13 protein-coding genes, 2 tRNA genes and 1 pseudogene are annotated in these 17,607 nt (G+C 44.9%); 8 read left to right on the forward strand and 8 right to left on the reverse strand.

Annotation, left to right across the window (positions count from 1 at the left end):
- Positions 1-214 precede the first annotated feature (214 nt).
- From RB622_RS28970 to RB622_RS28985, 4 genes are all read right to left on the reverse strand, one after another.
- Positions 215-288: transfer RNA gene (locus RB622_RS28970), tRNA-Pro, on the reverse strand.
- Positions 289-346: 58 nt separating this feature from the next.
- Positions 347-420: transfer RNA gene (locus tag RB622_RS28975), tRNA-Arg, on the reverse strand.
- A gap of 90 nt (positions 421-510) precedes the next feature.
- The gene (locus tag RB622_RS28980; protein WP_308050325.1) at positions 511-1,290 is read right to left on the reverse strand and encodes an enoyl-CoA hydratase-related protein; all 780 of its coding nucleotides are present in this window, start codon (positions 1,288-1,290) and stop codon (positions 511-513) included.
- Between the two features lie 87 nt (positions 1,291-1,377).
- A complete protein-coding gene (locus RB622_RS28985; protein WP_308050326.1) occupies positions 1,378-2,037 on the reverse strand; it encodes a phosphatase PAP2 family protein in 660 nt (219 codons plus the stop codon).
- A 177-nt stretch (positions 2,038-2,214) separates the two neighbouring features.
- On the opposite strand from RB622_RS28985, the gene asnS reads away from it, so the two are divergent.
- Positions 2,215-3,651 (forward strand): asparagine--tRNA ligase, encoded by a 1,437-nt coding sequence (gene asnS / locus RB622_RS28990; protein WP_308050328.1) that lies wholly within the window; start codon positions 2,215-2,217, stop codon positions 3,649-3,651.
- A gap of 16 nt (positions 3,652-3,667) precedes the next feature.
- Here the strand turns inward: asnS and RB622_RS28995 are convergent, their stop codons facing one another.
- On the reverse strand, positions 3,668-4,390 hold the full coding sequence (locus RB622_RS28995) for a methyltransferase domain-containing protein (protein ID WP_308050329.1): 723 nt from the start codon (positions 4,388-4,390) through the stop codon (positions 3,668-3,670).
- A 254-nt stretch (positions 4,391-4,644) separates the two neighbouring features.
- Between RB622_RS28995 and RB622_RS29000 the strand changes: the two genes are divergently transcribed.
- The 3 genes from RB622_RS29000 to RB622_RS29010 all read left to right on the forward strand — a co-directional run bounded on the left by RB622_RS29000 (position 4,645) and on the right by RB622_RS29010 (position 9,623).
- The gene (locus tag RB622_RS29000) at positions 4,645-5,865 is read left to right on the forward strand and encodes a serine hydrolase domain-containing protein (protein WP_308050330.1); all 1,221 of its coding nucleotides are present in this window, start codon (positions 4,645-4,647) and stop codon (positions 5,863-5,865) included.
- A 61-nt stretch (positions 5,866-5,926) separates the two neighbouring features.
- Positions 5,927-7,891 (forward strand): NADH-quinone oxidoreductase subunit L, encoded by a 1,965-nt coding sequence (nuoL, locus tag RB622_RS29005; protein ID WP_308050331.1) that lies wholly within the window; start codon positions 5,927-5,929, stop codon positions 7,889-7,891.
- 64 nt (positions 7,892-7,955) lie between these two features.
- Complete coding sequence (locus tag RB622_RS29010; RefSeq protein WP_308050332.1) at positions 7,956-9,623, forward strand: NADH-quinone oxidoreductase subunit M; 1,668 nt, start codon at positions 7,956-7,958, stop codon at positions 9,621-9,623.
- Between the two features lie 100 nt (positions 9,624-9,723).
- On the opposite strand, the gene RB622_RS29015 is transcribed toward RB622_RS29010, so the two are convergent.
- From RB622_RS29015 to RB622_RS29025, 3 genes are all read right to left on the reverse strand, one after another.
- Positions 9,724-9,981, reverse strand: coding sequence for a type II toxin-antitoxin system RelE/ParE family toxin (locus tag RB622_RS29015; protein ID WP_308050333.1), 258 nt, complete (start codon positions 9,979-9,981; stop codon positions 9,724-9,726).
- Positions 9,974-10,177: a hypothetical protein gene (locus RB622_RS29020; protein ID WP_308050334.1), complete on the reverse strand. Its 204-nt coding sequence runs from the start codon at positions 10,175-10,177 to the stop codon at positions 9,974-9,976. Before RB622_RS29020 ends, RB622_RS29015 begins: the two co-directional genes overlap by 8 nt.
- Positions 10,178-10,339: 162 nt before the next feature.
- On the reverse strand, positions 10,340-10,744 hold the full coding sequence (locus tag RB622_RS29025) for a hypothetical protein (protein ID WP_308050335.1): 405 nt from the start codon (positions 10,742-10,744) through the stop codon (positions 10,340-10,342).
- A 276-nt stretch (positions 10,745-11,020) separates the two neighbouring features.
- On the opposite strand from RB622_RS29025, the gene RB622_RS29030 reads away from it, so the two are divergent.
- The 4 genes and pseudogenes from RB622_RS29030 to RB622_RS29045 form a co-directional block, all read left to right on the forward strand.
- The gene (locus RB622_RS29030) at positions 11,021-12,136 is read left to right on the forward strand and encodes a DUF5009 domain-containing protein (RefSeq protein WP_308050336.1); all 1,116 of its coding nucleotides are present in this window, start codon (positions 11,021-11,023) and stop codon (positions 12,134-12,136) included.
- A gap of 133 nt (positions 12,137-12,269) precedes the next feature.
- Entirely contained in the window at positions 12,270-12,980 is a 711-nt protein-coding gene (locus RB622_RS29035; protein ID WP_308050337.1) for an ATP-binding cassette domain-containing protein, read from the forward strand.
- A gap of 216 nt (positions 12,981-13,196) precedes the next feature.
- Positions 13,197-16,256, forward strand: coding sequence for a glycoside hydrolase family 3 N-terminal domain-containing protein (locus tag RB622_RS29040; protein ID WP_308050338.1), 3,060 nt, complete (start codon positions 13,197-13,199; stop codon positions 16,254-16,256).
- An 80-nt stretch (positions 16,257-16,336) separates the two neighbouring features.
- A pseudogene (locus RB622_RS29045) lies at positions 16,337-17,607 on the forward strand (hypothetical protein); the annotation flags it as partial.

Below are 17,607 nucleotides of genomic sequence, written 5' to 3' on the forward strand. Positions count from 1 at the left end.
TAAAAGCGTTCCGTTCCACCTCACGGGGTGTCAGGGATATTTCATTCTTCCTTTTCAGACTATCCAAACTCTACGCATGAAGTCCCGATTCAATTCCCCCCAAGAATTTGGCTTGTTCCACCTTACACTTTGAATTTGATCAGGGTATTGCCGGTCCGGTAACCCTTTTAAGCAAAAAGCACCTAACAAATCAATGTTAAGTGCTTTATTTTCGTCGGGGAGACAGGATTCGAACCTGCGACCCTCTGGTCCCAAACCAGATGCGCTACCGGGCTGCGCCACTCCCCGAATCAAGATTTTTTCTTTTCAGTAAAAAGCACTTATCGGTTCGATAAGTGCTTTTTTGTGGACTTGTAGGGATTCGAACCCCAAACCTCCTCATCCGTAGTGAGGTGCTCTATCCAATTGAGCTACAAATCCATACCTTGAATTGGACTGCAAAGGTAGATGATGGATTTTTTGTATGCAAGTAATTAAGGAAAAAATTTCTATATTTTTTTAAATTATTTGTTATTTACCCTGATAATCAGGCTTTTTCTTTTGTAAAAAAGATGAGATACCTTGGGCTGCATCCTGGCTATGATACAGTATTTCCTGACTTTCAGCTTCAAGGTGCAGGACTTCAGTAAGATTTGATTCGTACGATTTGTTGAAAACCTGTTTCATTAGGCCAACGGCCAGCGTTGGAGCCTGGCGATAATAAGCCACAGCCTCTTCGATCGCCTCATCCAGTTTGTCTTTGGGAACAGCTTTGTTAATCAAACCGATCTGCGCGGCTTCTGGCGCATACACCTTACGACCGGTAGAAGCCAGCTCAAAGGCCTTAGCCATACCGATCAGTCTTGGCAAAAAGAAGCAGGAACCGGCATCGGGCATTAAACCGATTTGCACAAAAATCTGGCTGAGGTAAGCTTCTTCGGTGGCTATGATAAGATCACAGGCCAATGCCAGCGAGCAGCCTGCGCCGGCGGCCAGGCCGTTGAGTCTGCAAATAACCGGTTTGGGAATATTTCTGATGGCCTGGATCATGGGATTGAAATCCTCGCGCAGCATTGCTCCTGCGCTCTTTCCGGATTCCATGGCGGCTTTTAAGTCGGAACCGGAGCAAAATGCTTTGTCGCCTTCACCCGTCAAAACGATGACACGGGCTGACGGATCATTTTTAGCTTCGGTAATTGCCAGGGTGATTTCCCGGATCAGTTCTGAATTCAGGGAATGATGTACGTTCGTACGGTTCAGGTTTATCCTGACGACGCCGTCGTTGTTTTGAAAAAGAAGATGTTGGTACATGGTTATAGCGATGGATGAAGCTGTGCAATCAGAGACTTAATATAGGGAAAAATAAGTCACCAATGCTCAGTCCAAGGCTATTAACTTTTAAAATAAAAAATACACGGTTGCACTGCTGACCGTCACTCCGCAGGCGACTCCTGCGATTATTTGAGCTGGTGTATGTGCATTCAGATAAAGACGGGCGCTTAATAAAAATCCGGTGATCAAAACAACAATCAATAACGGAGCCAGTAACAAAGGTTCGTCAAAACGGATAAGCATTCCGGTCAGTATGCCCAAAGCGCCGCCCATTCCGGTTGCATGTGCGCTGATTTTCCAGGACAAGCTGATTACGGCGATAAGGATCATGGATACGGTTACACTGCCGAGCAGGATGGCTATTTGCGGTGCCAGTTCTCCGATGGGTCGTAATTGCCAGCCAAACAAGTACGTCGCGATGGCATAAATGATCGCGCAGGCCAGGTAGGGGAGACGCCTTTCCCGCAAAGAATCGACGTGTAAAGTGCTGATAATACCGAGCCGGTAAAAATAATAGATGACAATGGTAGGCGCTATAAATGTGTTCAGAAATATCAGAAGTAATAAACTGCCAATGGCCGGTAATTCTAAGGCGCTAACCCCCATAAGATCAGGCACTATAAAAAACAGAAGTCCAAAAAGATACGTAGTGATGAGCAATGGGTGGAACACTACGGATAAGAATGTGGCGATGCGGTTATTCAAAACGGGAATTGTGTTAGTCATAGTTTGCAAGAAACAAAATTAAGCCATAAACCAGTTCAGACAATAGTCTTTCGGTACATAAAAGTAAGTTGGCTTTTTAGAATAGGTTTTCGTAGGGTATTTTGTAATTTTGCGCCTCATTAGAATGAAAAGGAAGTTTACAATTGAGTTTTATATAAGGATTGAATTTATATTAAGATGGGACCTTTGCAGATCAAAGAATTATTACAACAGACTCCGGATGCAAAATCCGTTACCCTGAAAGGTTGGGTACGTACGAAACGTGAAAGTAAAAATGCTATTTTCATAGCACTTAATGACGGGTCGACCATCCATAATATACAGGCGGTTGCCGCACCGGGCCAATTCTCTGCTGAACTTTTACTTACGGTTACAACAGGTTCTTGTCTTAAGATCACGGGTCAGCTTGTGGAATCTCAGGGTTCGGGACAGGCTGTGGAAGTGAAAATTGAGGATTTGCATGTTTATGGAACGGCTGATCCTGAGGCTTATCCATTGCAACCCAAAAGACATTCACTGGAATTTTTGCGTGAAATCGCGCATTTGCGCCCACGTACCAATACTTTCGGTGCAATCCTGCGTATCCGCCATTCCCTGGCTTTTGCAGTGCATCAGTATTTTAACGAAAAAAGATTTTTTTACTTACATACACCGATCATCACAGCTTCGGATGCGGAAGGTGCCGGCGAAATGTTCCGCGTAACGACTTTGGATCTTGACAAACTGCCAAGAACAGAGGAGGGCGCTATTAACTTCAAAGAAGACTTTTTTGGAAGAGAAGCAAACCTGACTGTTTCCGGACAGCTGGAAGGGGAGTTGGGTGCGATGGCACTTTCTAAAATATATACTTTCGGTCCTACTTTCCGTGCTGAGAATTCAAACACAACCCGCCATTTGGCCGAGTTTTGGATGATTGAGCCTGAAATGGCGTTTTTCGAGCTGGAAGATAACATGGATCTGGCGGAGGATTTTGTTAAATACGTGATCCGTTATGCGTTGGAGAACTGCAAAGATGACCTGGCATTCCTGGAAAACCGTTTGTCAGAAGAAGATAAAAACAAACCGCAAAACGAACGTTCTATTCCGCTTTTGGAAAAATTAAGTTTTGTTGTTGATAATCCTTTTGAGCGCCTGACTTATACGGAAGCGATCGATATTCTATTGAAATCAAAACCACATAAAGAAAAGAAATTCCAGTATCCGGTGGGTTGGGGAATCGACTTATCGAGCGAACACGAGCGTTATCTGGTTGAAAAACATTTCAAAAAGCCGGTAATTCTGACCAACTATCCGCGGGAGATCAAGTCGTTTTATATGAAACTGGATGACGATGGAAAAACGGTGCGTGCGATGGACGTTCTTTTCCCGGGCATTGGTGAAATTATCGGTGGAAGCCAGCGTGAAGACAACTATGAAAAATTATTGGAACGCGTCCATGAGGTAGGCATCGATCCGGAAACGATCTGGTGGTACCTGGACACACGTAAATTCGGTACGGCGCCTCACTCCGGGTTTGGACTTGGTTTTGAGCGTCTGGTATTGTTTGTAACGGGTATGAGCAACATCCGCGACGTGATTCCTTTCCCAAGATATCCAAAAAGCGCTGAGTTTTAATCAGCGCTTTTGATAACTATTTTTCACCGTAATAGCAGGCAAAAACGCTGTTGCGGTGAAGAATGTCATAATGCGAAAAACCTGCATATCGCAGCAGACCAAGCTGAAATGGCAGTGATCTTGGAGAGTCTTCCTTATCGATATAAGCGAAGACTTTTTCTTTATATTCGGGTCCGCCGATGGATTCAAGGTAGTCGCCATAACGTTTCCACATCAGGTCATGCACGCCGCGTTCGTCGAAAGAGACCAGGTCAGAAACATAAATCCGTCCTTCCGGTTTCAGCCACTTATACAGCTTTTCAAAGGTTTCTTCCCAGTCTTCGTCATCCCGCAGGTGATGCAAAACGGCTCCTGCCAAAATACAGTCAAACGAATTTTCCTCAAAATCAAGATCGCGAAGATCTGAATGATACGTTTGTATATACTTCACACCGGCTGCTTCTACCCGCTGACTGGCGCGCGTCAGCATAGGCTGGCTAAGATCTGCCAAATGGCATTCGAGCGGATGTACTTCCTGTAAAATACGTAAGGTAAAATTCCCTGCCCCGCAGCCCAGATCAAGGATTACGTCATTCCGCCTTAAATGTAACGCAGCCGTTTGCGCAACCAGATCAAGAACCAACGGGGCATCAATAGTTGCCTGCTGGCCTGTTTCAAGTTGGCTGAACCGCTCTACATCATGATCAAACCTGGCCTGAATTTCTTTGGTCGATGATTTTTTGTCCAATGGTGTCATCATATTGCTGTACTAATTGTGTAGGATACGAAGTTATTTTGGAATCAATCTAAATGAGCGTTAGGGTCATTACTTTCTAATTTATATCTTTGTAAGCCCGGGTAATTCGGATTTGTATATTGTTTTTATTTACAATGAAGTACGAAGATAACAGATTCCAGGGTTGCGACTATATTGAAATACATTAGATAAATTATAAAAATACTGACAGATCATCGTTGGTATCTTACGTTTGAAAACTTAATGGCCAAAAGCCTATGTTGAAAAAAGTGCAGCCGAAAATGTGGTGGGCGGCGTTGCTGGCCGTATTCGTAATAGTGATCTCGTGGGGGTTGGTAAGGAGGAATAGTTCTGACGATCTTGTTAATTTCAAAAGAAATGCCAGGTCGAATCCAAATCTTGATCCTGCGGAAATTAAAAATCCTGATGCCAAAACGCTGCTTAAAATAGCACAAATAGAAGATATATTTAGAAGAAAAAGGAATGCCGGATTTAACGGAAATGTACTTGTCGTTCAGAAAGGCCAGATACTTTATCAGAATTCTTTTGGTTACGCACATCTGAAAGACAAGGATTCGCTTCAAAGTAATTCCAAATTCCAGCTGGCTTCCTTGTCCAAACCGTTTACAGCGGTTGCTGTGCTAAAATTGGTTCAGGACGGAAAGGTAAGTCTGGAAGATTCGATACAACGGTTTTTTCCTGATTTTCCATACCATGGTGTCAAGGTGAATATGCTGTTGAGTCACAGAAGTGGTTTGCCAAACTATATTTACTCTTTTCCTGACAGTGTGCGCCATGGTCGGAAATATCCGACCAACATGACGATTATGGACTGGTATGCCAAGGTGGTTCCGACGCCTCAGGCCTATAACCGTCCGGGACGTTCTTTTAACTATTGTAATACCAACTATTGTGTGCTGGCTGCGATTGTGGAAAAGGTAAGCGGCAGTTCGTTTGATCGGTACCTGCACGATGAAATTTTCACGCCGCTCGGGATGAAAAATACGTTTTTGGTGACCGATACATCTGAAGCGGCAATGTCATACCGCACGGTCGGCCATCAGTACGGACGATTTGTTGCCAAGGATTATTATGATGAAGTAGTCGGTGATAAAGGCTTGTATGCGACCGCAGGGGATATTTATCGGTTTTATTCCGGCCTGACGTCAGGGTTATTGCTGAATAAAAATCTGTTAACCGAAGCCTGGACACCAAGAAGTTTTGAACGAGAAGGCATCAGGAACTATGGTTACGGATTCAGAATGCACGTGAAACCGGATCATTCCACGAGATTTATTTATCACGGCGGCTGGTGGAAAGGGTACAATTCCATGTTCTGGATCTGTCCGGAAGATGAGGCCGTTATTATTATTTTGGGAAATTCATACAACAGAAATATTTACGATATCAAAGAATTACTGCAGGTGCTGCACGGTGGCGACAGTGGTACATTGGAAGATATCGAGAAAGACCTTTAGCATAGTTTGAAATCGGCGACTAATTCAGGATATTTGCCGGACTTAACGAATACTCACCTCAATGTCAGAAACTGCTTATACTGTACCTGCTTCACTTCTTCTGGGTTTACCGATTCTGGCATTTTTTATTTTGTGGCTTGGCGGGAAAAAACTGAATAAGCCGGCAGGTTGGATAGGTGCTTTTGTCACGGCCATCGGGCTGGCCGTTAGTATTATCTATGCAGATCTTGAAACCCTTCATATTGTCCAATTCGACTGGCTGGTTATTGGGAATACGAAAATTATACTTTCTTTCCGGTTTGATGAACTGACAGCGATCATGCTGGTTGTCGTGCATTTTGTCGCGCTGCTGGTCCAGATTTACTCCATGTCGTATCTGCATGATGATCAGAATTTACACCGTTATTTTGCTTTCATACAGCTTTTCCTGTTCTCAATGGTGGGGATTGTACTAGCCGGAAGTCTGTTGGTAATGTACATTTTCTGGGAACTGGTTGGCCTTTCGTCTTATCTGCTCATTGGCTTCTGGTATTTCAAGCCACGGGCTGTCTGGGCGGCGCAAAAGGCATTTGTTTTAAACAGAATTGGAGACGCAGCCTTCCTCTCCGGAATTTTAATGCTGTTTTACTATATTGGTTCTACCGACTTTGAGGTGCTTGCCGTTTCCATCACTGCGCTGGATCCCGGTATTGTCACGGCAATTGGTTTATGCCTTTTCGGAGGATGTATGGGGAAATCGGCCCAGTTTCCATTATCCGGCTGGCTGCCAGACGCCATGGAAGGCCCCACTCCGGTATCAGCATTGATTCATGCCGCAACGATGGTGGCAGCAGGAATTTTTCTTATTGCACGTATTTCATTTCTTTTAACCCCCGAAGCCCAAATCGTAATTGCCTGTATCGGCACCATAACCATGGTCATTGGCGCAGTCAAAGCCACACAGGTTTGGGATATCAAAAGGGTGCTGGCTTATTCAACCATGTCCCAGTTGGGCTTAATGGTGATAGCGGTCGGCCTCGGAAGCTGGCGTACTGCCCTTTTTCATCTGGCAACCCACGCATTTTTTAAAGCAGGGTTATTCCTTTCGGCGGGTTCCGTCATTCATGCGGTAACCCCGGCTGATACGGATGACACCTTCGATCCGCAGGATATGCGTACCATGGGCGGACTAAGAATATACCTGCCGATCACATTTATTTGCTTCGTGATCTGTTCGGCGGCTTTGGCCGGCCTTCCGTTTTTTTCAGGATTTTTGTCAAAAGATGCGATCATCGTGGAAGCATTTTTCTGGGCGGAGGCACACGGGACCTGGGCCTATTTATTTCCGATTGTGATCATGTTGTCGGCCGGGTTAACAGCTTATTACATGACGCGTCAGGTTTGGCTTATATTTTTGGGAGAAAAAAGATATCAGATTTTCCAATCCGTTCATCCGCATGAGTCACCTGTCATGATGTGGGGGCCGATGGCTTTGCTCGCGGCACTTTCTGTTTTCATCTGGTTTTCCTGGAATCCTTTCGATGCGTCTTATGGCTGGTTTTTAGAGCTCGTTGGTGCCGAAGAATTCGGTCATATCATTTGGGTGCCTTTCGTGGCAACAGGTGTGACGGTTACTGCCATTTTTCTTGCATTCAGAGAAACGAAGGCAGAGGATCCTTTTTCAATTTATGCGGGTAATTCTAAAAATTCGATTCCTTTATTGCAGAAGCTGGCCGGACTTAATGAATTTTCAAGAGATGTGTTTTTTATCAAATCATTTGCGTCCGTTTCAAAAGGATTGAAACAACTGGAAGTACGTTTTATCGATGCCTTTGTGGGCGGTGTTGCCAAATGGAGCGTAGTGCTCGCGCATATTGTTAGCTGGGGAGACAGGAATATTGTAGACGGAGGAGTGAAGCTGACGGTTTTTACAATTAAATCGGCCGGACAAGGTGTCCGTGGTTTTCAAAATGGAAAAATACAATCCTATTATCTGGTCACTGCGTTGGGTGTATTCCTCCTGATATTGTGGCTGACTGTTTTGTAGGAAAATAATTTCGGAGCCCGTTTGGCTCTATTATCTCATATATTTTGTCTCAGTTTTTATACTAATGATTGACCATATACTTTCTTTACTGATAGCCATTCCATTATTCGGAGCCGTAGCCGTTGCTGTATGGCCTTCCCAGCGCCCGGGTGATTTCAGATTAATCGCGCTCTCGGTACTGCTTCTGGAATTTCTGGTCGGAATGACCTTGCTTCTGCTGTTTGAAAATCAAAACACAGGCTATCAGCTGAGTGAAACGGTTGACTGGATCACGCTTCCTGTCGGTTCTTTAGGTACCGTTTCTATTGATTATGCCCTTGCCGTGGATGGAATCAGTTTTCCGTTGGTATTATTGGCCGTCGTGGTACTGTTTGTCGGGATGGTTAGTTCGTGGAGCATAAACCAGAAAACAAGAGCCTATTTTGCCTTGTATCTGATCCTGAGCGGCAGCGTGATCGGTTGTTTCCTTGCTCAGGATTTTTTCCTTTTTTACCTCTTTTTTGAATTTATGCTATTGCCGATGTATTTCCTGATCGGTTTATGGGGAGGGCCAAGGAGAGAGTATGCCGCGCTTAAATTTTTCATTTATACATTTTTTGGTTCTTTATTAATCCTGATCGTCATGATCGGGTTGTATTTATCTGTTATTGATCCGGTGGAAACAGCCCGTGCCGTTGGTATTATGGGGCCGGAAGATGTGGTGCAAACCGATGTGGTATTACAAATTCAGCAATGGCTGGCAGAAGGAAGAATCGGAGCAGATCAGCTGGTTCATACGTTCCGTTTTGCATACCTGACTGATGCTGGAAATTACATTCCGAATTCAATTTTAAGTCCTGAAACCGAGTTTTCTTTGTTGGGATTACCGGTGCGTTTGCTTGCTTTCTGGTTTTTGTTTATTGGTTTTGCCGTGAAATTACCGGTTGTGCCGGTGCATACCTGGTTGCCTGATGCCCACGTAGAAGCACCAACGCCGATTTCGGTGGTACTGGCGGGAATCCTTTTGAAGATCGGAGGATATGGTTTTATCCGTATCGTTGACGGATTTTTCCCACATGAGGCGCAATACAGTATGGTGCCGCTAGCGGTATTGGGGATGATTTCGATCGTTTACGGAGGTTTCAATGCATTGGGACAAACGGATCTGAAAAAGATGATCGCTTATTCTTCTGTATCACACATGGGTTTTGTCCTTTTGGGTATTGCTGCTTTTACCGCGGAAGGAATTAACGGTGCTATTTATCAGATGGTAAGTCACGGTATACTTTCAGCCATGTTGTTCCTTTTGGCTGGTGTGCTCTACGACCGTACCCACGACCGGAATATCGACAATTACCGCGGATTGATTGGGCCGATGCCGCGTTATACGATTTTAACCGGGATCGCATTCTTTGCATCGCTTGGTTTGCCTGGTTTTTCAGGATTTGTAGGCGAGTTGTTCACACTGATGGGCGCTTTTCAGGCTGGCGCTTTGCCTGTCTGGATCCCGGCACTTTCCACGCTGGGTATTGTACTGGCCGCCGCTTATTTGCTCTGGACCTACCAGCGTATGTTTTTCGGGTCGTTCTGGTATAAGAAAGACAGTGCTATCGTTCTCGAAGATTTAACGGCCCGTGAAACAGGACTGCTGCTTCCGCTCGCGATTCTTTCTATTTTATTAGGGATTTTACCGGGGCTGCTTTTTAATATCACGGGTCCTACGGTACAGGCCTGGCTGGAGAGGTTGCAGTAATATAACTTTTCTTAGATATCTCTAGAGATTCGTTAAGTTTCTTGAATTATTAATGATAAGGGGAGCATATTTCATTTTTTGAAATATGCTCCCCTTATCATTATTCGTAGATGCCCTTTCTGTGGCCAAGCGTTATAACATCGATTATAAGTTCGCTGTCAAATATTTCATAAATAACACGATAATTGCCGATTCTGATGCGATAACCATTCCGGCCTTTCAGCTTCTTACATCCATTTGGGCGGGGATTACTTCCAAGATTGGTGATAGGGCGAATGAGTGTTGACACAATTTTGTCGGGAAGATCATCCAGTTGTTTTTGAGCTTTTCTGGAAATATAGACGGCGTAATCAGGCATTTTTACGCAGCCGGTTTTCTAGATAGTCTGCCAGTAATATCCTCGTGCCATCATCTTCTTTTTTCGCCTCGTCGTATAGTCTGACGTCTTCCTGATCGTCAAGTGCCTTCATAAGGTTTTCAAATTCGTTTTGGGGAAGAACAACGAGTTTTTTTCCTGTGGGGTCAACAATATATTGGGGATGAATATCAATCATGATCTTTAGTTCAGAAATCTGTACCTGGATTGAAATGTAATTTCTATTATATCAATATTAAATAATTAGCTCCGTAATTCAAAGTTTTATGAGCTTAATATGTTATTTACTAATGTGTTGTAGTCTGATTTGTAGCCATGGTAAATCCAATATGTTCTGACTTTATTTCCCAAAAATCCGATCAAAACTAAACCTGTTTTTCTTCAATAAGGTTTCTAGTTTTTGCTGCTGATCGTTGGTGAGAACATATAGAATTTCTTCCCGTTTCTGGGTGGCCAGCTGTTTGTGGTCACGGCGCTTGGCTTCATCATTTCTCGATAGTTTTCTATCCTTTCGCGCATAACGTCTTTCGATCTTTTTGATTTGTTTCACCTGTCTTTTCGAGAGGTCGAGATCGGCAGCAAACTTTTCCAGATTTTTTTCAAGCCGCTTGTTATTCAGTTTGTTGTTGATCGTGGTCGTTTCTTCGTAGTCGTCCGTATCTTTCGATGCGGAAGAATTTGATATTGCACAGCCTGTAAAAAGTAATCCGGCGACAGTCAGAAACAAAAAGATAAGTTTTTTCATGGATGGTATTTTGTTGGGATGGCATGTTGATGCTACTAACGAAGATTGTTTTGGAAAGCATATAAAGACTGAAAGAAAAATCAGTTCCGGGGGTGTAATTTTACATTATCTGCCAGTCAAATATGTTTATTCAAATAAAATCACACCCGCTGAATCCCGTCAATAGTATTTTTTAGTTAGAATCCAGTAATTGTAGTTGTGTTTTCCGTCATGTGCAATAATGTTTCAGGCTGCACTGTATTTGCCAAATTTAATTTTCCTATACTCTGATTCTCAATGAAAGAAAGTTCTACTTCGCACCGGCTGTTATCTCTGGATACGCTGCGTGGCTTCGACATGTTTTGGATTTCCGGCGGCGAAGATATCTTTGCTGTTTTGGCCAAAGTTACCGGCTGGTCGTGGGCTGTACTGATCGCGCATCAGCTTACGCATCCTGATTGGAATGGCTTCCGCGCCTACGATCTTATTTTTCCAACATTCCTGTTTATGGCGGGCGTATCCACGCCATTTTCACTGGGAAGCCGACTGGAAAAAGGTGTGCCGGCGTCGGATTTAATCCGCAAAGTTATCCAGCGCGGACTGATCCTGGTCTTCCTGGGTATCATATACAACAACGGAATTTTCCATACGGAATGGCATGATATGCGTTATCCAAGTGTTTTGGGGCGTATCGGGCTTGCGGGTATGTTTGCACAGATCATTTATTTGTACAGCGGAAAAACCAGCCGGTGGATATGGTTTGCGGGCTTGTTATTGGGTTACTGGGCATTTATGATGTGGTTTCCGGTACCGGGCTGCGAGGCAGGTTTGATGACCATGGAGTGTAATCCAGCCAGTTATTTTGACCAGATGATCTTACCGGGCAGGCTGCATCTTAAAATTCATGATCCGGAAGGACTGGTTTCCACGATTCCCGCCATCGCAACAGGGTTGATGGGAATATTTTCCGGCGAGATCCTGCGTACGGATGCCTCAAAACTATCTCAAAATAAAAAAGTGCTTTACCTGATTGGCGGAGGAGTTGTCAGCCTGATCATATCCCAACTTTGGGATATCGTGTTTCCGGTTAACAAAAACTTATGGACGAGCTCGTTCGTACTTTGTGCAGGCGGGTTCAGCGTATTGCTGCTTGCATTGTTCTACTGGATCGTTGACGTAATGAACTACCGCCGCTGGACCTTGTTTTTTGTTGTCATCGGAATGAATTCCATTGTAATTTACATGGTGGGCAGTTATATCAATTTTGAATATACCGCCGAGGCGTTATTTGGCGGAGCACTGGAGTTTTTCCCCGAACCCGTGCAAGCCGTAGGAGGCGTATTGGCCTTCATCATGATCCAATGGTCGTTTATGTATTTGTTATACAAAAACAAATTGTTTTTAAAAGTGTAGGGGCCACCCTCGTGGTGACCCAAAAACCGCCACAGCCACCCCAGATCCAAGGGCAACCCCAAAAGGTTGCCCCACAATATTTCCCCAATAAATCATTAATTTTGCAGGAAAGTTATCACCTACAAAAGCATACATGTCAATTCAGGTTACGAATCTTACCAAGATATACGGATCGCAGCGGGCGGTCGACGGGATTACTTTTTCACTAAAACCAGGTGAGATCGTCGGTTTTCTGGGGCCAAACGGAGCCGGGAAGTCAACCACGATGAAGATGCTAACGGGTTATCTGAACCCGTCGTCCGGAACAGCAACCGTTGCCGATTTTGACGTAACCGAGCAGCCCATGCCCGCACGCAGAGCAATTGGTTATTTGCCTGAGCATAATCCCCTTTATCTGGATATGTACGTGCGTGAATTTTTGTTGTTTTCAGGAAAACTGTACGGTATGGGCGGTACAACCTTGAAAGCAAAGGTGGAAGAAATGATAGCCCTTTGCGGGTTGGAAGTCGAGAAAAAGAAAAAAATAGGTCAGTTGTCGAAAGGATATCGCCAGCGTGTAGGGTTAGCGCAGTCTTTTTTGCATGATCCTTCCGTATTGATTCTGGATGAGCCTACCACCGGACTCGACCCGAACCAGATTCAGGAAATCCGTGAGTTGATCAGAACTGCCGGACATAACAAAACCATACTTTTTTCGACGCATATCATGCAGGAAGTGGAGACGTTGTGCGACCGGGTGATCATCATCAACAAGGGATGTGTAGTACGTGACAGTTCATTGGAAGAATTGAGAAAAACAGGTCAATCACTCGAAGAGATCTTCAGAAGTCTGACGATTAGCTAAGTGTTCGCATCTTTTGTGCCATTGGCGCAGGTCGTTGGTAGAAATTTTCCGAAGGCAGAGGAATTTCTCATCAGTTATTAGAATTGCCTTAAAACCTGTTTAAACCGGATTTTTTATTGTTAAAAAATGTTATTATTGTAATTATTAAAAAATATTTTGGCTCAACGACCGGATCATCTTGAATAGTACTTCCTCTTAAAGTCAGAGAAAATAGAAATGGAAAAAAGGTTGGGAAGCCATCTTCGTGTTGTTGCGGGTGTAGTAATTCTTGTGGTTTTAAGTACGGCTGCGGTTGCCTGGAAATTGATTAAATCCAGTGAGCCACAAGCTGAGGTTGTTGTTCAGCCTGTTGTAGAAAAAAAAGTTCAGCATGCTCCCAAAAAGCGTCAGGGGCCTGTTGTTGTTTTACCGGAACATCAGTGGGTTGACAGCACGCTTGCTTCGCTTACGCTGGAAGAAAAAATAGGTCAGTTGTTCATGGTGGCCACTTTTTCAAATCGTGAAGAATCCACAACGCGATTTATTGACCGGCTCATCGATGATTTCCATTTAGGCGGTCTGATCTTCTTTCAGGGAGGGCCGGTGCGTCAGGCCCAGCTGACAAATCATTATCAGGCCCGTTCAAAGGTTCCTCTTTTTATTGGTATAGATGGCGAATGGGGTTTGGGTATGCGCCTGGACAGCACCATTTCTTTTCCCAAACAAATGGTTTTGGGGGCAATTCAGGACGATGAGCTGATTTATCGCATGGGAAGCGATATTGGCAGACAATGCCGGCGCCTGGGCATACAGATTAATTTTGCCCCTGTTTCGGATATCAACAGCAATGCCAATAACCCCGTTATAGGTGTCCGTTCGTTTGGTGAAGACCGTGAAAACGTCACCCGCAAGGCAGTGGCTTATATGAAGGGTTTGCAGCATAACGGCATCATTGCGACTGCAAAACATTTCCCGGGTCATGGCGATACCGACACTGACTCCCATTATACATTACCCGTTTTAACCCACTCTGTTGCGCAGCTGACCGATGTGGATCTGTATCCCTACCGTCAGTTGATCGCGGATAGTTTAATGGGCGTTTTAAGCGGACACTTATTTATTCCGGCGCTGGATAATACACCGCAACTTGCCAGTTCACTTTCGGACAAGGTAATAAACGGTTTGCTGAGAAGCCAGATGGGTTTCCGCGGGCTCGTATTTACCGATGCGATGAATATGCGCGGCGTGTTAAAAACCGGTCGCGCGGCGGAGGTTAATCTGAAAGCATTGATGGCTGGGAATGATGTGCTGCTTTATCCTGAAAATGTTGCGGAAACGATAACAAAAATAAAGGATGCTTTAAGGCAGGGAACGATCAGTCAGAAATTTCTTGATGATAAGGTGAAACGGATTTTGCAGGCGAAATACTGGTCTGGCTTGAATCAGTATAAACCGATCGATATTAATAATCTGTACAACGATTTAAATCGTGAGGACAGCAAAGAGCTTTACCGTGAACTTTGTGAAGCTTCGGTTACCGTTGTCAGAAATGAGAATAATATTTTGCCGGTAGCCTCTGTGACGGGTTCCAATATGGCGGCTGTCACGATAGGAGAGGGGACGAGCTCGGCGTTTCAAAAAATGTTGGCGAATTACAAGCCGATACGTCCTTTTACTTTTTATGAAGAACCGACTTCCCAGGAGCAGATCACAGAAATGCTTAACTACCTTCAGCCTTATGAAACGGTCGTGGTGGGTATTCATGGAATAGCATCAAATCCAAAACGCAGTTATGGCGTATCCACCGGAAGTGCGGATTTTGTCAGACAGCTGAAACAGCAGGGTAAAAAAGTTATTCTTTGTCTGTTCGGAACACCTTACAGTATTCAGTTTTTTCCGGAAACGGACGCGCTGATTTGTGCAAATCAGGATGGAACGGATCAGCAGGAAATTGTGCCGCAGATTATTTTCGGTGCTATTGCTTCGCAAGGCAGATTGCCGGTGTCGGTGCTTGCGTACAAGGCAGGAGATGGGATCATGACTGAGCCGATGGACCGCATCAGTTTCGGTACGCCCGAAAGTGTTGGTGTCAATGGTACGATGTTGAAAAAGATCGACGAAATTGCCAATGCTGCGGTTAATGACCATGTTTTTCCGGGATGTCAGGTTGTGGTAGCCCGAAGAGGCAAGATTATTTATGATAAATCTTTCGGTGGCCTGAGTTACAAAACAGTTGATCGGGTCAACTCCGAAACGATATATGATGTTGCGTCGGTCACCAAGGTTGCTGCCACACTGCAATCGGTGATGTTGCTATACGACAGAAAACTGATTGATCTGGATGAACGTGCGTCGCATTATTTGCCGGAACTTCAGGCAACCAATAAGCAAAATTTTACCATCCGCGATCTGCTGATGCATCGCTCCGGGCTGGTTTCTTTTTATCCGACGTTGTGGGACAGGACCAAAACCAGTGCAGGTGGTTTGCTGCCGGAATATTACAGTTCAAAATCGGATAGTCTCTATAATCTTCAGGTCGCACCCCGTTTGTTTGCCAAACCTGCTTTGCGGGATTCTGTGTGGAAATGGATTGTGAAATCGCCGATGAATAATACGCGTGATAAGTCCGGGAAATACGGATATTTATACAGCGATCTGGGCTTTTTGACGCTGCAAAAGGTTATTGAAAGAATATCAGGGCAGTCGCTTGATAACTTTATTACTGCCAATATTTATGAGCCGCTGGGATTGAGTTATACGGGTTTTAACCCGTTGCGTCGTTTCCCGGAAAAACAAATTGCCCCGACAGAACAGGATTACCGCTTCCGGAGCCAGCTCATTCAGGGAACCGTTCACGACCAGATGGCGGCTGTGGTCGGAGGCGTTTCCGGACATGCCGGTCTGTTTTCTACGGCCACAGATCTGGCGGTTTTGTTTCAAATGGATCTCTGGAAAGGGAAATACGGCGGCAAACAATTCTTTCAGCCGGGCACGGTTCCGTTGTTTTCAAGGATGTATGACGAAGCGCATCACCGAGGCCTGGGCTGGGATAAAGCTCCGACCGATGGCAATAGCTCTTATGTGTCGCCGCAGGCTTCAGTTAACTCTTTTGGGCATACAGGGTTTACCGGCGCGATCGTCTGGGTGGATCCGGATGAAGATCTAATTTTTGTGTTTTTATCCAATCGAATCAACCCTGACGCTGAAAATACGGCTATTACAACCCAACGCACCCGCCGGAAAATTCATGATGTGGTGTATACGTCACTTACGGAAAGGAAAAGTATTCTTCATTAAGTAGTTACAAGTGTATTTGAAAAATATCTCTAACTTTACCTTTCAATAAAAGGTTAGTGAAAAGATATTTAGAGATATACATGAAAAAAACATTTATTAAAAAAGGAATTTTTACATGCATCGCCGCTATTATTGGCATAGCTTCTTCATTTGCTCAAACCGTCATAAACACAGGAGCTGTTAACCCGGCCTCTGTCTGCGCCGGAGGATCTGTAACAGTTGCGTACACCACCGTTGGAACTGTTACTGCGGGAACCACTTTCTCCGTTGAATTATCCAATGCTACCGGCGTTTTTCCGGCTACTCCTAATGTGATTGGAAGCGGCACTGCGAGTCCTTTAACTGCCGTTATTCCCGCAGGTTCTGCGGCGGGTGCAGGATATAAGGTTAGGGTATCTACGCCTACGCCGTTAACGCTTGGGACTGCAAGTGCTGATTTTACTGTCAATGCGGTGCCAGCGGCTCCCGCGGTTGTATCTCCAGTAAACTATGCGGTTGGTGCTACTGCAGTTGCTTTGACAGCGACTGGTACTGCTTTGAAGTGGTATACAGTTGAAACGAATGGTACAGCACTTGCTTCTGCACCAGTTCCCTCGACGGCTGCCGTGGGTACCACTTCTTATTATGTCAGTCAGGCAGTTGGTAGTTGTGAAAGTCCACGTGCGAAAGTTGATGTTATAGTTACTTGTGCAACAGTCGCACCAACCGTAACAACACCTGTCAATTATACAGTAGGTACCACAGCTGTTGCTTTAACGGCTACCGGTACCGCTTTAAAATGGTATACGGTTGAAACGAACGGCACAGCACTTGCTTCTGCACCAGTTCCCTTGACGGCTGCCGTGGGCACCACTTCTTATTATGTTAGCCAGACATTAAGCGGCTGTGAAGGTCCCCGTGCGAAAATCGATGTGGTGGTTGGCGCTGCACCTTGTACTACGGTAGCGCCGACAGTAATTACACCAGTAAACTATACAGTGGGTGCGACAGCTGTTGCTTTAGCGGCTACCGGTACCGCTTTAAAATGGTATACGGTTGAAACGAATGGCACAGCACTTGCTTCTGCACCAGTTCCCTCGACGGCTGCCGTGGGCACCACTTCTTATTATGTTAGCCAGACATTAAGCGGCTGTGAAGGTCCCCGTGCTAAAATCGATGTGGTGGTTGGTGCTTGTACTACGGTAGCACCGACTGTAACCACACCAGTAAACTATGTAGTAGGCGCGACAGCTGTTGCTTTAACGGCTACCGGTACCGCTTTAAAATGGTATACGGTTGAAACGAATGGCACAGCACTTGCTTCTGCACCAGTTCCCTCGACGGCTGCCGTGGGCACCACTTCTTATTATGT

It is taken from the genome of Dyadobacter sp. LHD-138, from assembly GCF_030929615.1.
In the GTDB taxonomy this organism is placed as follows: domain Bacteria; phylum Bacteroidota; class Bacteroidia; order Cytophagales; family Spirosomataceae; genus Dyadobacter.